The organism is Arthrobacter sp. R4, assembly GCF_051365025.1.
Classification (GTDB): Bacteria; Actinomycetota; Actinomycetes; order Actinomycetales; family Micrococcaceae; genus Arthrobacter.
Genome location: NZ_JBLWIJ010000017.1, coordinates 115,211 through 131,741 on the forward strand (window position 1 = coordinate 115,211; position 16,531 = coordinate 131,741).

At 64.9% G+C, this 16,531-nt stretch carries 12 protein-coding genes; 8 read left to right on the forward strand and 4 right to left on the reverse strand.

What is annotated here, in order from left to right:
- Positions 1-37: 37 nt before the first annotated feature.
- The 3 genes from mscL to coaA all read right to left on the reverse strand — a co-directional run bounded on the left by mscL (position 38) and on the right by coaA (position 2,362).
- Entirely contained in the window at positions 38-427 is a 390-nt protein-coding gene (gene mscL / locus ACLKOZ_RS12125; protein ID WP_436475314.1) for a large conductance mechanosensitive channel protein MscL, read from the reverse strand.
- Between the two features lie 85 nt (positions 428-512).
- Positions 513-1,391 (reverse strand): D-alanyl-D-alanine carboxypeptidase family protein, encoded by an 879-nt coding sequence (locus ACLKOZ_RS12130; RefSeq protein ID WP_436475316.1) that lies wholly within the window; start codon positions 1,389-1,391, stop codon positions 513-515.
- A gap of 5 nt (positions 1,392-1,396) precedes the next feature.
- Positions 1,397-2,362 carry a type I pantothenate kinase gene (coaA, locus tag ACLKOZ_RS12135; protein WP_337346909.1) on the reverse strand — a complete coding sequence of 322 codons (966 nt, stop codon included), beginning with the start codon at positions 2,360-2,362 and terminating at the stop codon, positions 1,397-1,399.
- Positions 2,363-2,508: 146 nt separating this feature from the next.
- Here coaA and glmS point away from each other — a divergent pair, with 146 nt between their 5' ends.
- The 8 genes from glmS to ACLKOZ_RS12175 all read left to right on the forward strand — a co-directional run bounded on the left by glmS (position 2,509) and on the right by ACLKOZ_RS12175 (position 15,427).
- Complete coding sequence (gene glmS / locus ACLKOZ_RS12140) at positions 2,509-4,401, forward strand: glutamine--fructose-6-phosphate transaminase (isomerizing) (RefSeq protein WP_436475318.1); 1,893 nt, start codon at positions 2,509-2,511, stop codon at positions 4,399-4,401.
- Between the two features lie 265 nt (positions 4,402-4,666).
- Entirely contained in the window at positions 4,667-5,014 is a 348-nt protein-coding gene (locus ACLKOZ_RS12145) for a holo-ACP synthase (RefSeq protein WP_011692749.1), read from the forward strand.
- A gap of 37 nt (positions 5,015-5,051) precedes the next feature.
- The gene (locus ACLKOZ_RS12150; RefSeq protein WP_436475320.1) at positions 5,052-6,587 is read left to right on the forward strand and encodes an NAD(P)H-hydrate epimerase; all 1,536 of its coding nucleotides are present in this window, start codon (positions 5,052-5,054) and stop codon (positions 6,585-6,587) included.
- A 115-nt stretch (positions 6,588-6,702) separates the two neighbouring features.
- Positions 6,703-8,958, forward strand: a complete 2,256-nt coding sequence (gene glgX / locus ACLKOZ_RS12155) for a glycogen debranching protein GlgX (RefSeq protein WP_436475322.1) — start codon at positions 6,703-6,705, stop codon at positions 8,956-8,958.
- A complete protein-coding gene (treY, locus tag ACLKOZ_RS12160) occupies positions 8,955-11,267 on the forward strand; it encodes a malto-oligosyltrehalose synthase (protein WP_436475324.1) in 2,313 nt (770 codons plus the stop codon). Before glgX ends, treY begins: the two co-directional genes overlap by 4 nt.
- Positions 11,264-13,033: a malto-oligosyltrehalose trehalohydrolase gene (gene treZ, locus ACLKOZ_RS12165; protein WP_436475326.1), complete on the forward strand. Its 1,770-nt coding sequence runs from the start codon at positions 11,264-11,266 to the stop codon at positions 13,031-13,033. Before treY ends, treZ begins: the two co-directional genes overlap by 4 nt.
- 97 nt (positions 13,034-13,130) lie before the next feature.
- Positions 13,131-14,168, forward strand: a complete 1,038-nt coding sequence (gene mgrA, locus ACLKOZ_RS12170) for an L-glyceraldehyde 3-phosphate reductase (RefSeq protein WP_337346915.1) — start codon at positions 13,131-13,133, stop codon at positions 14,166-14,168.
- Between the two features lie 173 nt (positions 14,169-14,341).
- The gene (locus tag ACLKOZ_RS12175; RefSeq protein ID WP_337346916.1) at positions 14,342-15,427 is read left to right on the forward strand and encodes an inositol-3-phosphate synthase; all 1,086 of its coding nucleotides are present in this window, start codon (positions 14,342-14,344) and stop codon (positions 15,425-15,427) included.
- An 87-nt stretch (positions 15,428-15,514) separates the two neighbouring features.
- On the opposite strand, the gene ACLKOZ_RS12180 is transcribed toward ACLKOZ_RS12175, so the two are convergent.
- Positions 15,515-16,432, reverse strand: coding sequence for a DUF559 domain-containing protein (locus tag ACLKOZ_RS12180; RefSeq protein ID WP_376043096.1), 918 nt, complete (start codon positions 16,430-16,432; stop codon positions 15,515-15,517).
- Between the last annotated feature and the right edge of the window lie 99 nt (positions 16,433-16,531).

Genomic DNA, 16,531 nt, shown 5'->3' on the forward strand with positions numbered 1-16,531 from the left:
TTCCGTCCGGAATGGGCCGCTTTGTTGTAGGAGAAACCTAGTTGGACCGGCTCTGCAGCGAATCCCGGATCTCTGTCAACAGGGCGATCTGCGGGTCTTCGGCCGCTTCTTCCTTAACGTCCTTATCGATTCCCAGCCGGCGGTTGCGGCGTTCAATCATGTGGTTCATCGGAAGGACCACCACAAAGTAGATGGCGGAGGCGATCAGGAGGAAGGAAATGATGGAGGAGATGACGGATCCATACATGAATCCCTCCCACTGCATTTCCTCAATGCCCTTGGCACTGAACAGACGTCCGATCAGTGGCGTGAGCAGGCCTTCGACAATCGAGGTGACGACGGCGCCGAAGGCGGCGCCCATCACTACTGCGACGGCAAGGTCAACGACATTGCCCTTCATAATGAAATTCTTGAATCCGTTGAGCATAGGATCCAAGCTAGCGCAGGTGGGTTAGCCCCCGGTGACAGGAGTGTTAATTTGTGCCTGCGTGTCGGGAACCAAACGACCTGGTTCAGGGATACCCCGGCGCAGCCTCCACACCGAAGTACTCCTCCAGTGTGCTGATGCCACGGTTGGCCATGTCCGTGGCGGCCTCGACGCCGATGTACCGCAGGTGCCACGGCTCGTAGTAGTACCCGGTGATCGGGTGGAACATCCACGGATATCTGACGATGAAGCCAAACCTGTGGCCGTTGGCCTTGACCCAGACCGCGGCCGGCTGGTCCGCGAAGCAGGGCTGGAATCCGCACGCCCCGCCGCCGTCGCCGATGTCGAAGGACCAGCCCGTTTGGTGCTCTGAATAGCCAGGCCTCGCGCTGGCGGTGTCCGCGTCGGCCTGCCCGCGTGCCGCCACGTACCCGTTGTACGTGGCCACCTGCGTGCTGTAGGAACGGTAGCCGCTCGCCAGGGTGATGCTGACCCCGTCCTGCGCAGCCGCAGCGAACATTGCTTCCGCGGCTGCCGCCGTCGTGCTGTTCAGGAGTGCGGCTTCCCCGGACACAATGACCCGGACGTTGGGCTGCACCAGGTCCGCGGGAATGTACTCGGCCGGAACCAAAGGCCGGTGTTTGTTGACCACCAGCCAGGGACTGGCGGGATCGGTCAGCGAGAACTGCCGCGGGAGCGTGGCAGCCGGAGAGGGCGCAACCGGCGCCTCCGGCACTGGCTCAACTGCCGCCGTCGGACTTTCAGAAGTGGCAACCGCGACGGGCGAAGGGGAAGCTGCAGGAGGGAGGGTGGTGGCCGACGACGGCGGCACCTGGGCGGGTGCGTCGGGTGTGCAGGCTGCCAGTACGGTCAGCCCTGCACCAGCTGCGAGGAAGCGGGCAAAGCTGCGCCGGCTCGTGCCAGCCGCAGGCGTGCCGTCGAGAGCCGAACAGTCGTGGCACATGCGTGCTAGACCTTGCGCAGGAGCATACGGCGGATGGAATGGTCAGCGTCCTTGGACAGCACCAGCTGCGCGCGGCCGCGCGTGGGGAGGACATTTTCCTCCAGGTTGGGCTCGTTGATGCGCTTCCAGATATCCCGGGCTGTACGCTCGGCCTCGGCTTCGGAGAGCGTCGCATACCGGTGGAAGTAGGATTCCGGCTGCGCGAACGCCGTGCTCTGGAGCTTCCGGAACCGCTCCACATACCACTCCTCGATGTAGGACGTCGGGGCGTCCACATAGATCGAAAAGTCGAAGAAGTCGCTCAAGGCAAGCCCTTGGCGGCCGTCGTGGCGCGGGCGGGCCGGGGCGAGGACGTTCAGGCCCTCCACGATGAGCACGTCCGGGCGGCGGACCACCACTTCCTTGTCCGGAACGATGTCGTACGTGACGTGGGAATACCAGGGAGCCCGGACTTCCTCCGCGCCGCCCTTGATCTCGCTGACGAACCGCAACAGCGCCCGCCGGTCATACGACTCCGGGAAACCTTTACGCTCCAGCAGCTGGCGGCGCTTGAGCTCGGCCAGGGGGTAGAGGAACCCGTCAGTGGTAATCAGTTCCACATTGGGCGTCCCCGGCCAGCGCCGGAGCATCTCGCGGAGTACACGGGCGATGGTCGACTTGCCTACCGCGACTGAGCCGGCGACGCCGATGACAAAGGGAGTGCGCTGGGTCTGTTCGCCCAGGAAAGTGGTGGTGGCGGCGTGCAGCTGGCCGGCCGCTTCGACATACAGGTGGAGGAGGCGGGACAACGGCAGATAGACCTCGCGGACCTCCTTCATATCCAGGGGATCGCCGAGGCCACGCAGACGGACAATATCCTCCTCATTCAGAGGCTGTTCCATCTGGGCTGCGAGCCGGGACCAGGTTTGCCGGTCCAGCTCAACGAACGGGGAGACGCCTTCGCCGTTCGCTTCATTGCGTTGCACTGTCACTTTAGAGATTCTGCCCTTCACACGGCTGAGAGCGAAATGCAAGACACGGCCGTCCGCTTCCACGGCCATGCAGTCGGCGCCCGTCGCTGGCTTGCCGGGCCCTATCAGTTACGGATCTCCTTGCGGCTGCCGATAAGCTGGAGCTTATGTGTGGAATCGTAGGATATGTAGGCCGTTCGACTGGCCAGGGAATTGCCGGTCACAGTGCGCTGGATGTAGTCCTCGAAGGATTGCGCCGCCTTGAGTACCGGGGTTACGACTCCGCGGGAGTGGCTGTTGTAGCAGACGGCGTCATCTCCTCCCGCAAGAAGTCCGGAAAGCTGAGCAACCTCCTTGATGAGCTTCAGGCCCATCCGCTGCCGGAAACGCTGACCGGCATCGGCCACACGCGCTGGGCCACTCACGGCGGCCCGACGGACCAGAATGCCCACCCGCACCTGTCGGACGGCGGCAAGCTGGCCCTGATCCACAACGGCATCATCGAAAACTTCGCCGAGCTCAAGCTGGAGCTGCTGGCTAAGGGCGTCACCTTCGCTTCCGAGACGGACACCGAAGTGGCCGCCGCACTCCTTGGTGACATCTTCCGCACCAAACTTCACGGCGATACCAGCAACGGCGGCCTGACCAAGGCCATGCAGCTCGCCTGCCAGCGCCTCGAAGGTGCCTTCACGCTCCTTGCCGTCCACGCCGACCAGCCGGACGTTGTGGTTGCCGCCCGCCGCAACTCGCCGCTGGTGGTTGGCCTGGGCGACGGCGAGAATTTCCTTGGTTCCGACGTCTCCGGCTTCATCGATTACACCCGCCGCGCGGTGGAGCTGGGCCAGGACCAGATCGTCACCATCACCGCCGATACCGTGGAGATCACCGATTTCTTCGGCAACTTCGCCGCCGGCAAGGAATACCACGTTGACTGGGATCCCGCCTCGGCTGAAAAGGGCGGTTACAGCTCCTTCATGGAGAAGGAGATCAACGACCAGCCCGACGCCGTGGCGCAGACCCTGCTGGGCCGCTCGGACATCAACGGCAAGTTGACCCTCGACGAAATTCGCATCGACGTCGAGCTGCTGAAACAGGTCAACAAGATCATCGTCCTGGCCTGCGGCACCGCTGCCTACGCCGGCACGGTGGCCAAGTACGCCATCGAGAACTGGTGCCGGATCCCCACGGAAGTGGAGCTTGCCCACGAGTTCCGCTACCGCGATCCGATCCTGGACGCCAACACCCTGGTGGTTTCGATCAGCCAGTCCGGGGAAACCATGGACACCCTGATGGCCGTCCGCTACGCCCGGGAGCAGGGCGCCAAGACCATCTCCATCTGCAACACCAACGGGTCCACTATCCCGCGCGAATCAGATGCTGTGCTGTACACCCACGCGGGTCCGGAAATTGCAGTGGCCTCCACGAAGGCTTTCCTGGCCCAGATCACCGCCGCTTACCTTCTCGGCCTGTACCTCGCGCAGCTGCGTGGCAACATCTTCTCCGGGCAGATCAAGGACGTCCTGGCAGACCTGTCCAAGATCCCCGCGAAGATCCAGACCATCCTGGACAACTCAGGACCGCTCCGCGAACTGGCCCGCAGCATGAAGGACGAGAAATCCGTCCTGTTCCTGGGACGCCACGTGGGTTACCCGGTTGCCCTGGAAGGCGCGCTCAAGCTCAAGGAAATCGCGTACATCCACGCCGAGGGCTTTGCCGCCGGCGAGCTGAAGCACGGCCCCATCGCCCTCATCGACGAAGGCCAGCCGGTCTTCGTGGTGGTCCCCTCGCCGCGGGGCCGTGACTCCCTGCACGCCAAGGTTGTCAGCAACATCCAGGAAGTCCGCGCCCGGGGCGCCCGCACCCTGGTTGTGGCTGAAGAAGGCGACGAGGCCGTGAAGGCTTACGCCGAGCACGTCTTCTACGTTCCGGAGACGCCCACCCTGTTGATGCCCCTGCTCACCACGGTTCCGCTGCAGATCTTCGCCCTGGAACTCGCCTCGGCCAAGGGGTACGACGTGGACCAGCCACGCAACCTGGCCAAGAGCGTCACCGTAGAGTAACCGCAGGCTGAACGTCAGCAAGTCGGTTGATTCCCACAGAACGCCCCGGGCCAGTTGCCCGGGGCGTTCTGCGTTCGTGCCTGTTCCTAACGGGTTTGCGTAACTATTACCGGTACTCAAACAGTGGTCGCCCGGAATCACGGGGTACCCTCTGCGCCGGAGGTCCAAAAGTGACGCATTTGCGCCGGTCCCGATGCCGCACGGGACCCGGCATGCCGGGCACGGCGCACCGGGAGGCCAAGAGCGTCACCGTAGAATAAGCCGCATGATTGTTGGCATAGGCGTAGACGTTGTAGACATCGAGCGGTTCGGCCGTCAGCTTGAACGCACCCCCGGGCTGCGGGACCGATTGTTTGTCCCCGCGGAGCGGGAGCTGAACACCCGGTCCCTGGCAGCGAGGTTCGCAGCCAAGGAGGCGGTGGCCAAGGTCCTCGGCGCCCCGGCCGGCATGAACTGGCAGGACTGCTGGATCGGCCTGGACCAGAACGGGCCCACCATCCAGGTCAAGGGCACTGTGCTTGCGGTGGCTGAGTCCAAGGGTGTCAAGCGCTGGCACCTCTCGATGAGCCACGACGGCGGGATCGCCACGGCCACTGTCCTGGCCGAAGGCTGAGAGCCTCAAGGCTCAACCGGCCTGCGGACCTGACGCCATGATCAGCGCCTACACCGGAACCCAGATCAGGGAAGCCGAACAGCCACTGCTGGCCTCAGGCCTGGGGGCTGCCCTCATGCAGCGCGCCTCGCACGGCCTCGCCAACGCGGTGGTCCGCGAGCTGCAGGCCCGGGGCCAGCGGCTCTACGGTGCCAGTGTGGCCGTCCTGGCGGGCAAGGGAAATAATGGCGGCGACGGTCTCTTCGCCGCTTCTTTCCTCGCCGCCCGGGGAATGCGCACGACGGCGGTACTCACCGCTGATTCGGCGCACCCGGAGGCGCTGGCTGCTTTTGAGCGTGCCGGTGGCCGCGTCCACTGGCTCACCGACGCGACGCTTAGCCGGCTGACCGCCGAAACGGGGCGCGCCGACGTCGTGATCGATGCTGTCCTGGGGACGGGCGCCCAAGGAGGGCTTCGCGGAACGCCGGCGGCACTGGTGGCCGCGCTGTCCGGCCAACACGCCCCCCTTGTGGTGGCCTGCGACGTGCCCAGTGGGGTTGACGCCGACACCGGCGAGGTCCACGGCCCGGTGCTGTCCGCCGGCCTGACCGTCACCTTCGGGGCCGCGAAAGCCGGGCTGCTGGCCGATCCCGGGGCGGACCACGCCGGCCGCCTTGAGGTGATCCCGATCGGAATCGAAGAGCATCTCCCATGGCCGGCCCTGCATCGGCTCGAAACCGCCGACCTGGCGCGGCTCCTCCCGCAGCCCGCCCGGCGATCCCACAAATATTCGCGCGGCGTCCTGGGCGTGGTGGCCGGATCCGCCACCTATCCCGGAGCGGCCGTACTGGCCTGCCGGGGTGCCCTGGCCGCGGGCGTGGGCATGGTGCGGTACCTCGGCCCGCCCGAGGTGGCCCACCTGGTCCGGCAGTCCTGTCCCGAGGTGGTGTGCGGCACCGGATCGGTGGCCAGCACCCATGTCCAGGCCTGGCTGGTGGGCTCCGGTATGGGCCCGGATGACCACGAACAGCTCCAGCGCGCGCGTGACGCCGTGGACTCGGGGCTGCCCACTATCGCCGATGCCGGTGCCCTCCCCGGCCTGCCGCTGATCCTTGCCCCTCAGGTGGTCCTCACGCCCCATGCCGGCGAACTGGCCTCCCTGCTGCAGCGGCTGGATGCTGACCATCCATACTCGAGGCGCGCCGCGGTGGAGGCGAACACTCTTGGGGCCGTCCGGCATGCCGCGGGGCTTACCGAGGCCACCGTCCTCCTCAAAGGCGCCACCACCCTGGTGGCGTCCCCCTTCCAGGACTTCTACAGCCAGGCGGACGGCACGCCCTGGCTTGCCTCGGCCGGCAGCGGCGATGTCCTGGCCGGAATCATTGGTGCGCTGCTCGCACAGTTGGGGCCCGACGTCGGCCATTTCCGTGATGCGGGCATCGATCCGGACGAACGCTGGGCTGCCATTGCCGCCCTGGCTGCGAGCCTGCACGGCCGCGCCGGAGCCGCTGCGTCCGGGGGCGGGCCACTGACCGCCGGCCGGATCGCGGATGCCTTACCTGCAGCTTGGGGTAAAGTCAGCATGCTTAGTTAATAGGTGGCCGGAAACGTAACAGTCACAGCCACCCGTTACGGTAGGCATAGGTTTTGCACGGCGGCGTGGACCGGGAAGTCCGGACTGCGCGGTCGAACAACGATGAGGAGCATGCATGGAAATCTGGCCCGGATCGGCTTATCCGCTGGGAGCCACTTTTGATGGAACCGGCACGAACTTCGCGCTGTTCAGCGAACGTGCTGAAAAGGTGGAGCTGTGCCTCTTCGACGACGACGGCGTGGAGACACGCTTCGGTCTGGACGAAGTGGACGGCTACGTGTGGCACGGCTACATCCCCCAGGTGCAGCCAGGTCAGAAGTACGGCTACCGCGTTTACGGTCCGTACGACCCCGCTTCCGGAAACCGGTTCAACCCCAACAAGCTCCTCCTGGACCCGTACGCCAAGGCAGTGCACGGGCAGGTGGACTGGGACCCGTCGCTCTTCTCCTACAACCTCGGCGAGCCGGATTCCATCAACAACGAGGACTCCGCGCCGCACATGATGATGGGCGTGGTCATCAACCCGTTCTTCGACTGGGACGGCGACCACAACCTCCGGGTTCCGTACCACAAATCGGTGATCTACGAGGCCCACGTCAAGGGCCTGACCCAGCTGCACCCCGAGATCCCCGAGGAGCAGCGCGGCACCTACGCCGGGGTGGCGCACCCTTCCGTCATCTCGCACCTGCAGAAGCTCGGCGTCACCGCCATCGAACTGATGCCGGTGCACCAGTTCGTCAATGACGGCACACTCCAGGACCAGGGCCTGAACAACTACTGGGGCTACAACACCATCGGCTTCTTCGCCCCGCAGAACACCTACAGTTCCACCGGCGACACCGGCCAGCAGGTCCAGGACTTCAAGGCAATGGTGCGCTCCCTGCACCGGGCCGGCATCGAAGTGATCCTGGACGTGGTTTACAACCACACCGCCGAAGGCAACCACCTTGGCCCCACGCTGTCCTTCAAGGGCATCGACAACGCCTCCTACTACCGGCTGATGGAGGGCGACGAAAAGCACTACATGGACTACACCGGTACCGGCAACTCGCTGAACGTCCGCCAGCCGCACTCCCTGCAACTGCTGATGGACTCCCTGCGGTACTGGGTCACGGAAATGCACGTGGATGGCTTCCGCTTCGACCTCGCCTCCACCCTTGCCCGGGAGTTCTACGACGTCGACAAACTCTCCACCTTCTTCGAACTCATCCAGCAGGACCCGGTAGTGTCCCAGGTCAAGCTCATCGCTGAGCCATGGGATGTTGGGCCCGGCGGTTACCAGGTGGGCAACTTCCCGCCACAGTGGACGGAATGGAACGGAAAATACCGCGACACCGTCCGCGATTTCTGGCGCGGCGAGCCGGCCACCCTGGGCGAATTCGCCTCCCGCATCACCGGCTCCGCAGACCTCTACGAGCACTCGGGCCGCCGCCCCGTGGCTTCGATCAACTTTGTGACGGCCCACGATGGCTTTACCCTCTCCGATCTGGTGTCTTACAACGAGAAGCACAACGAGGCGAACGGCGAAGGCAATAACGACGGCGAATCCCACAACCGTTCCTGGAACTGCGGGGCCGAGGGTCCCACCGACGATCCGGCTGTCCTGGGCTTGCGCGCCCGCCAGCAGCGGAACTTCATAGCATCCCTGTTGCTGTCCCAGGGTGTCCCCATGCTGTTGCACGGCGACGAGCTTGGACGCACCCAGCAGGGCAACAACAACGGGTATTGCCAGGACTCCGAACTGACGTGGATCAACTGGGAGAACATCGACCAGCCCCTCGTGGAGTTCACCTCCGCCGTTAACGCATTGCGCGCCAAGCACCCCACGTTCCGTCGGAGCCGGTTCTTCGATGGACGCCCCGTTCTGAGGGGGGAGGGCGAACGGCTGCCTGACATCGTATGGCTGGACGTCGACGGCGACACCATGAAACCTGAGGACTGGGACAGCGGTTTCGGCCGTTCAGTAGGCATGTTCCTCAACGGTGACGGGATCCAGGGCAAGGACGTCCGAGGACGCCGGATTACCGATGTGAACTTCCTGCTGTACTTCAACGCACATGACGACATGGTGAAGTTCGTTCTTCCCAATGACGAATACGCACCTGCATGGGACATCATCATCGACACCGCCGGCCACAACGCGGACACGGCACCTGTGAAGGCCGGCCAGTCCATTCCTGTTGACGCCAAGTCCTTGGTAGTCCTGAGGGCCCACATGGTGGAGGAGGCGGAACCGGACCACTCCGTGGCTGCGTCCCTGGCTGCGCTGACCCAGACAAGCACCAGCGAGACCGAAGCGCTGAGCACGCCGACCGTACCGGAGCCAAAGAAAACGAAGAAGGTCAGCAAGCCGAAAGGCCCTGCAAAATGAGGATTCCGGCGTCGACATACCGGCTGCAGATCCGCCGCAGCTTCACCCTCTTTGACGCAGCGGCCAAGGTTCCATACCTGAAGTCCCTCGGTGTTGACTGGGTCTACCTCTCACCCATCCTGACGGCTGAGCAGGGGTCGGACCACGGCTATGACGTCACCGACCCCTCCGCGGTTGACCCTGAGCGCGGCGGTCCGGACGGGCTGCTTGCCCTGTCCAGGGCTGCCCGCGAACACGGCATGGGCGTCCTGGTGGACATCGTCCCCAACCACGTGGGCGTGGCGTCACCACCGCAGAACCCCTGGTGGTGGTCGCTGCTGGCAGAGGGGCGGGACTCGCGTTACGCGGACGCGTTCGACGTCGACTGGGACTTTGGCCGCGGCCGGATCCGGATACCCGTGCTGGGCTCCGATGACGATGTGGACCAGCTCAAGGTCACGGATGGCGAACTCCGCTACTATGACCACCGTTTCCCCTTGGCGGCGGGCTCCTATACCGAGGGTGATTCGCCGAGGGCTGTCCACGACCGCCAGCACTATGAGCTGGTCTCCTGGCGGCGGGCGGACAGCGAACTGAACTATCGCAGGTTCTTCGCGGTCAGCACCCTGGCCGGCATCCGCGTCGAAGACCCCAAGGTTTTCGAGGAAGCCCACGCCGAAGTGGCCCGCTGGTTCCGGGAGGGCCTGGTGGACGGCCTGCGCGTGGATCACCCGGACGGACTGGCAGATCCAGCCGGCTACCTGCGCTGGCTCAAGGACCTCACTGGTGGGGCGTACGTGCTGGTGGAAAAGATCCTGGAACCCGGCGAGGTCCTCCCGGGGGAGTTCGCCTGCGAAGGGACCACCGGTTACGACGCCCTGGCTGAGGTTGACCGGATCCTGGTGGACCCGGCCGGCGAGGCTGCCCTGGATGCGTTGGATGCGCAGCTGCGTGGGACCGGTGAACCGGCGGATTATGCCGCCATGATCCGCGGCACGAAGCGGATGATTGCTGACGGCATCCTGCGGTCCGAAGTCCTGCGGCTTGCCCGGCTCGTTCCAGACTCCCACGGGCTGGCGGAGGACCAGGCAGCGGATGCCATCGCCGAAATCATCGCCTCCTTCCCGGTCTACCGGTCCTACCTGCCGGTGGGGGCGGAAGTGCTCAAGGAGGCCTGCGAGCAGGCAGCAGCGCACCGGCCGGACCTCGAAGTGGCCATCGGGACGCTCCTGCCGCTCCTTCTGGATCCCACCACCGCAATCGCGGTCCGCTTCCAACAGACTTCGGGCATGGTGATGGCCAAGGGTGTGGAGGACACTGCGTTCTACCGCTACACCCGGCTGGGCACGCTCACCGAAGTGGGGGCTGAACCCACCGAATTTTCGCTGACCACCGAGGAGTTCCACCACCGGATGCGGCGGAGGCACGAGGAACTCCCGGAGTCCATGACCACGCTATCGACGCACGACACCAAACGCAGCGAGGATGCCCGCGCAAGGATTTCGGTCATCGCTGAGGTTCCCGGCGACTGGACGGCCACGCTCACCACGCTCCAGGAGTTGGCGCCGGTGCCCGACGGCCCCTTCGCCAACCTGTTGTGGCAGGCTGTCGTCGGCGCGTGGCCGGCCTCCCGCGAACGGCTGCAGGGCTATGCGCAAAAGGCCGCCAGGGAGGCAGGAAACTCCACCACGTGGACCGAGCCCAATGAGGAATTCGAAGCGACAGTCAAGGCCGCCGTGGACGCAGCCTTCGACGACGCCCGTGTCACTGCGGTGATCGAGGACTTCGTAGCTAGGACCGATGCATTCGCTGCTTCCAACTCGTTGGCGGCCAAGCTGATCCAGCTGACAATGCCCGGAGTTCCGGATGTGTACCAGGGCAGCGAGTTCTGGGAGCGGTCACTGACCGACCCCGACAACCGCCGCCCGGTGGATTTCGCTCAACGGGAAGAGGAACTGGCCCGGCTGGACGACGGACTCCTGCCCGCCGCGGGAACAGAGGCCAGCAAACTGCTGGTCACCTCCCGTGCCCTCCGCCTGCGCCGCGACAACCCCGGGCTCTTCGACAGCTACGTCCCTGTCGAAGCCTCCGGGGCGGCTGCGGGCCACCTTCTTGCCTTTGACCGGGGTGGAGCATTGACCCTGGCCACCCGGCTTCCCGCCGGGCTGGAAGCCGACGGCGGATGGCGGGACACCGCCGTCGACCTTTCCAGCGCCATGCGGGACGAACTCACCGGCAAGAGCCATGGGCCCGGCACCGTTTCAGTCGCGGACGTCCTGGGTACCTACCCGGTGGCCTTGCTGGTCACTACGGACGGAGACGACTCATGAGCCTGACCCACACCGGATCCGGCAGCTTTGACGTCTGGGCGCCAAACGTTTCAGCAGTGACCCTGCTGGCAAACGGGCAGCACTACCCCATGGCGAAGCTGGACACCGCGCCCGGCGCCGACGGTTGGTGGTCCGCGCCGGACGCCCCCACGGAAGGCGAAGTGGACTACGGCTACCTGCTGGACGGGGACACCCATCCGTTGCCGGATCCCCGGTCGCGACGCCTGCCGGACGGGGTCCACGCCCTGTCCCGGACGTTCAGCCCCGGCGACCATGACTGGCAGGATGCCGGCTGGCAGGGCAAGGATCTCCGCGGCTCGGTCATCTACGAACTGCACGTGGGGACCTTCACCCCGGAAGGGACCCTGGATTCCGCGGCGGAAAAGCTCGGATACCTTGCGGACCTGGGCATCGACTTCGTGGAGTTGCTGCCTGTCAACGGCTTCAACGGGACCCATAACTGGGGCTACGACGGCGTCCAGTGGTACGCCGTCCACGAGGGCTACGGTGGGCCCGCGGCCTACCAGCGCTTTGTGGACGCGGCCCATGCAGCCGGCCTCGGAGTCATCCAGGACGTCGTCTACAACCACCTGGGACCCAGCGGCAACTACCTGTCGCGGTTCGGGCCGTACCTGAAGCAAGGCGACGCCAACACCTGGGGCGATTCAGTCAACCTGGACGGCCACGGCTCGGACGTGGTCCGCGAGTACATCCTGGACAACGCCGCGCTGTGGCTCAGGGACTACCACGTCGACGGCCTGCGACTCGACGCCGTTCACGCCCTCCGCGACGAGCGTGCCGTGCACATCCTGGAAGACCTCGGCGCGCTTGGCGATGCGGTCGCGGCGGAGACGGGCCTGCCCAAGACCCTGATCGCCGAATCGGACCTCAACAACCCGCGGCTGATCTACCCGCGCGACGCCAACGGCTATGGCCTTGCCGGACAGTGGAGCGACGACTTCCACCACGCCGTCCACGTCAACGTCAGCGGGGAGACCACCGGCTACTACGAGGACTTCCAGTCACTCGCGGTTCTCGCAAAGGTGCTCAAGGACGGTTTCCTGCACGACGGCAGCTACTCAAGCTTCCGCGGCCGGCACCACGGAAGGCCCATCAATGCCTCGCTCGTGCAGCCTGCGGCCCTGGTGGTCTCCAACCAGAACCACGACCAGATCGGCAACCGCGCCACGGGGGACAGGCTCTCCCAATCCCTGTCCTACGGGCAGTTGGCCGTCGCTGCGGTCCTGACCATGACGTCGCCGTTCACGCCCATGCTGTTCATGGGAGAGGAATTCGGTGCCTCCACGCCTTGGCAGTTCTTCACCTCGCACCCCGAGCCTGAGCTGGGCAAGGCGACCGCGGAAGGCAGAATCCGGGAGTTCGAACGGATGGGGTGGGATCCCGCCGTCGTACCTGACCCGCAGGACCCGGAAACCTTCCGCCGTTCCAAACTCAACTGGGCCGAGGCCGCGCAGGGCGACCACGCCAGGCTCCTGGAGCTGTACCGTTCGCTCGCGGCACTGCGCCGCGAGCATCAGGAATTGGCCGGCCTCGGGTTTGCCGAAACCACGGTGGAGTTCGACGACGACGCCGGCTGGCTGCGTTTCCGCCGCGGCTCCGTTGAGGTGCTGCTGAACCTCTCGGAGCAAAAGGCTTCGCTTGACCGCGTGGACGGAACGGTGCTGCTGTCCACCGAGGAGGTGCCTGCCGCTGAAAACGGTGCGTTGGCCCTCGGGCCGTGGAGTGCCGCCGTCGTGAAGGCTTAATAGTTCCGGCTGCGCCGCGGGCTGATTTGTGTCAGCCCGCGGCGTAACAAGGCCGTTCCTGACTGTAGCGTGCGTCACAGCTGGCAGGATGGAGCGTATGACTTATTCAGCCGCGGAAAACCGCTATGAATCCATGCCCTACCGCCGCGTCGGCCGCAGCGGACTGAAGCTCCCCGCAATCTCGCTGGGCCTTTGGCACAACTTCGGCGACGACAAGCGGTTCGATGAACAGCGGGCCATCCTCCGCCGCGCGTTCGACCTCGGCGTGAACCACTTCGACCTCGCCAATAACTACGGTCCGCCGGACGGCTCCGCCGAAACCAACTTCGGCCGCCACCTCGCGGACGACTTCAAGCCCTACCGCGACGAACTGGTCATCTCCACGAAGGCCGGCTACTACATGTGGCCGGGCCCGTACGGCGAGTGGGGCTCCCGCAAATATCTCATCTCAAGCCTTGACCAGTCGCTGCAGCGGATGGGGCTGGACTACGTGGACATCTTCTACAGCCACCGTCCGGACCCCGAGACGCCGATGGAAGAGACCATGGGTGCCCTGGATTACGCCGTCCGCTCGGGTAAGGCGCTTTACGCCGGCATCTCGTCCTACACGCCCGAGCAGACCATCGAGGCCGCACGCATCCTCAAAGAGCTCGGCACCCCGCTGCTCATCCACCAGCCCAGCTATTCCATGCTGAACCGGTGGACGGAGAACGGCACGCCGAACCTGTACGAGGCGCTCGAAGAGGTGGGCGCCGGTTCCATCGCGTTCTCCCCGCTGGCCCAGGGCATGCTCACGGACCGGTACCTCAACGGGATTCCCGCGGATTCCCGTGCAGCCAAGGCACGCTTCCTGTCTGAGGACGCCATCACTGACGAGAAGCTGGACCGGATCCGCGGGCTGCACGGCATTGCTGAAGGCCGTGGCCAGTCCCTGGCGCAGATGGCCATCGCCTGGATCCTGCGCGACCAGCCGAAGGGCACCCCGGTCACCTCTGCCCTGGTTGGCGCCTCCAGCGTCAGGCAGCTGGAGGACACCCTGTCCGCGATCAACAACCTGAAGTTCACCACTGACGAACTCGCCGCCATCGACGAGTTCGCTGTGGAATCTGACATCAACCTCTGGCAGACGACGTAACACTTACTCTCTGCACACGATGGAAACCACAGGCGGGGGCCGGGGAACAAACCCGGCCCCCGCCCGGTTGGGTACTATGAAAAGGCGCCGAATGGCGCTGCCTGCTGTCCGCCGTCGTACGTGGTCCGGCAATGACCGTCCGGCGGCTGAAGTTTTGTCCTCAAAGGAGTTCCGTGTCTTCAAATCCGATTCGTGTTGCAATCGTCGGTGTGGGTAACTGCGCCGCATCGCTCGTCCAGGGTGTGCACTACTACCGTGACGCCGATCCCGAGGCCACGATCCCCGGCCTGATGCACGTGGAGTTCGGCAAGTACCACGTCAACGACGTCCAGTTCGTGGCCGCTTTCGATGTGGATGGCAAGAAGGTCGGCGTTGACCTCGCGGATGCAATCCTCGCCAGCGAAAACAACACCATCAAGATCGCCGACGTCCCGCCCACCGGCGTGACCGTGCAGCGCGGCCACACCCTGGACGGCCTCGGCAAGTACTACCTTGAGACCATTGAACAGTCCCCGGCAGAGCCCGTTGACGTTGTCCAGGCACTCAAGGATGCCCAGGCCGACGTCATGGTCTGCTACCTGCCCGTTGGGTCGCAGGAAGCTGCTGAGTTCTACGCCCAGGCAGCGATCGATGCCGGGGTTGCTTTCGTCAACGCGCTTCCCGTGTTCATCGCCGGCACCAAGGCCTGGGCTGACAAGTTCACTGCCGCTGGTGTGCCGATCGTGGGCGATGACATCAAGAGCCAGATCGGTGCCACCATCACGCACCGCGTCATGGCCAAGCTCTTCGAAGATCGCGGCGTGACGCTGGACCGCACCTACCAGCTCAACGTGGGCGGCAACATGGACTTCAAGAACATGCTGGAGCGCGACCGCCTCGAGTCCAAGAAGATCTCCAAGACCCAGGCTGTTACCTCGAACGTCGAAGCCGAGCTGGCTGCCAAGGACGTCCACATCGGCCCGTCCGACTACGTCCAGTGGCTCGATGACCGCAAGTGGGCCTTCGTCCGCCTCGAGGGCCGCAACTTCGGCGACGCCCCGGTGTCCCTTGAGTACAAGCTGGAGGTCTGGGACTCACCTAACTCAGCCGGCGTGATCATCGACGCCATCCGCGCCGCCAAGATCGGGCTGGACCGCGGCATCGGCGGCCCTCTGCTGTCGGCGTCGAGCTACTTCATGAAGTCCCCGCCCGAGCAGTTCAACGACGACCTCGCCCGTGAAAAGGTCGAGGCCTTCATCCGCGGCGACCTGGACCGCTAACCCACCCCGGACGCTTTCGCGTTGCCCTATCACTTGTGGTCCCCAAACCAGGGGTTTAACAACCACAACTGATAGGGCAACGGGCGTTTAACGCGTGTGCAGAGCCGCTCGAACCTTGCGTACCGCCGCCCGGAAGTCGTTGGCCAAATCGTCGGCGTTGAACTTGAAGTACCGCCAGCCTGCGGCATTGAATGATTCGTCCCGGCGATTGTCGATGGACTGCTGTTCGCGCGTAAGGTGATGGCCGCCGTCGTACTGGATGGCAATACGCTGCGCGCGGTACCCCATGTCTGCGGCCGGCGACCAGCGGTTCTCACGCTCAACACGCAGTTGCAGTTCCGGCTCAGGCAGGCCGGCCGCCGTCAAGGCCAGCCGAAGGAAGGTTTCGGGCGCAGAGTCCGAGCCGGAACGGATGAGTTCTGCAGCTTCCCTCGCCTTAACGATTCCCTTCAGTTTTGGGTGCCGCTTCAACATTTCCTGCAGTTGCGTAAGCGTCGACCACGGATCGCGACGGTCTTCAAGGCCAAGCAACGGCTGCCGAACCAGCTGGTCGCCCACGGCCACCAGGTCCTCCAACGGCAGGATGCCAGCAAGGTCAAGCCAGGTCCGGGCCGGTGTGGAGATTCGAATGCCGTCCAGCTCCATGACCTCTTCATCAAACGCCAGGACGGTGTGGCCAACCACGCCCTTTCGCCGTACTGGCGGCAGCTGTCTTGGTTTGCTCAAATGGAGTTCCCGGTAGTCGCGGAACCAGGTGGGCAGCCACAGTCCCAGGATGCAGGCCGCTGTCACATGCGAGATCCAGGCCCCCGGCGTAGCTGCGGACAAGGCCCTCGCGAGCCCTCTGATTTCAAAGTCCCACCCAGCCGGCAGATAGAGCAGCCGCCCGGCGGAGGCAAGGTCGGAGGAACGAAGCCTTCCCCGGCTCAGGCTTGCGGCCCGTGCCTCATGCACGGTAAACGGTACCGAGGAAAGGGAAGCTGGCAGCGGTGAGGACGGGCGCATGAGCACAATTGTTGCCCGAATACACGAACGCCCGCAGAAGATATCCACAGCCCGCCTTGCTCTATCAGTTCTGGCACGCAAAGGGGTCAAATAAGGGCT

Bases quoted from the DNA above. Each gene is read 5' to 3' on its own strand.
- ACLKOZ_RS12180 (WP_376043096.1), bottom strand. From the start codon at position 16,432: ATGCGCCCGTCCTCACCGCTGCCAGCTTCCCTTTCCTCGGTACCGTTT.
- mgrA (WP_337346915.1), top strand. From the start codon at position 13,131: ATGACTTATTCAGCCGCGGAAAACCGCTATGAATCCATGCCCTACCGC.
- treZ (WP_436475326.1), top strand. From the start codon at position 11,264: ATGAGCCTGACCCACACCGGATCCGGCAGCTTTGACGTCTGGGCGCCA.
- ACLKOZ_RS12130 (WP_436475316.1), bottom strand. From the start codon at position 1,391: ATGTGCCACGACTGTTCGGCTCTCGACGGCACGCCTGCGGCTGGCACG.
- ACLKOZ_RS12145 (WP_011692749.1), top strand. From the start codon at position 4,667: ATGATTGTTGGCATAGGCGTAGACGTTGTAGACATCGAGCGGTTCGGC.
- glmS (WP_436475318.1), top strand. From the start codon at position 2,509: ATGTGTGGAATCGTAGGATATGTAGGCCGTTCGACTGGCCAGGGAATT.
- mscL (WP_436475314.1), bottom strand. From the start codon at position 427: ATGCTCAACGGATTCAAGAATTTCATTATGAAGGGCAATGTCGTTGAC.
- ACLKOZ_RS12150 (WP_436475320.1), top strand. From the start codon at position 5,052: ATGATCAGCGCCTACACCGGAACCCAGATCAGGGAAGCCGAACAGCCA.
- glgX (WP_436475322.1), top strand. From the start codon at position 6,703: ATGGAAATCTGGCCCGGATCGGCTTATCCGCTGGGAGCCACTTTTGAT.
- treY (WP_436475324.1), top strand. From the start codon at position 8,955: ATGAGGATTCCGGCGTCGACATACCGGCTGCAGATCCGCCGCAGCTTC.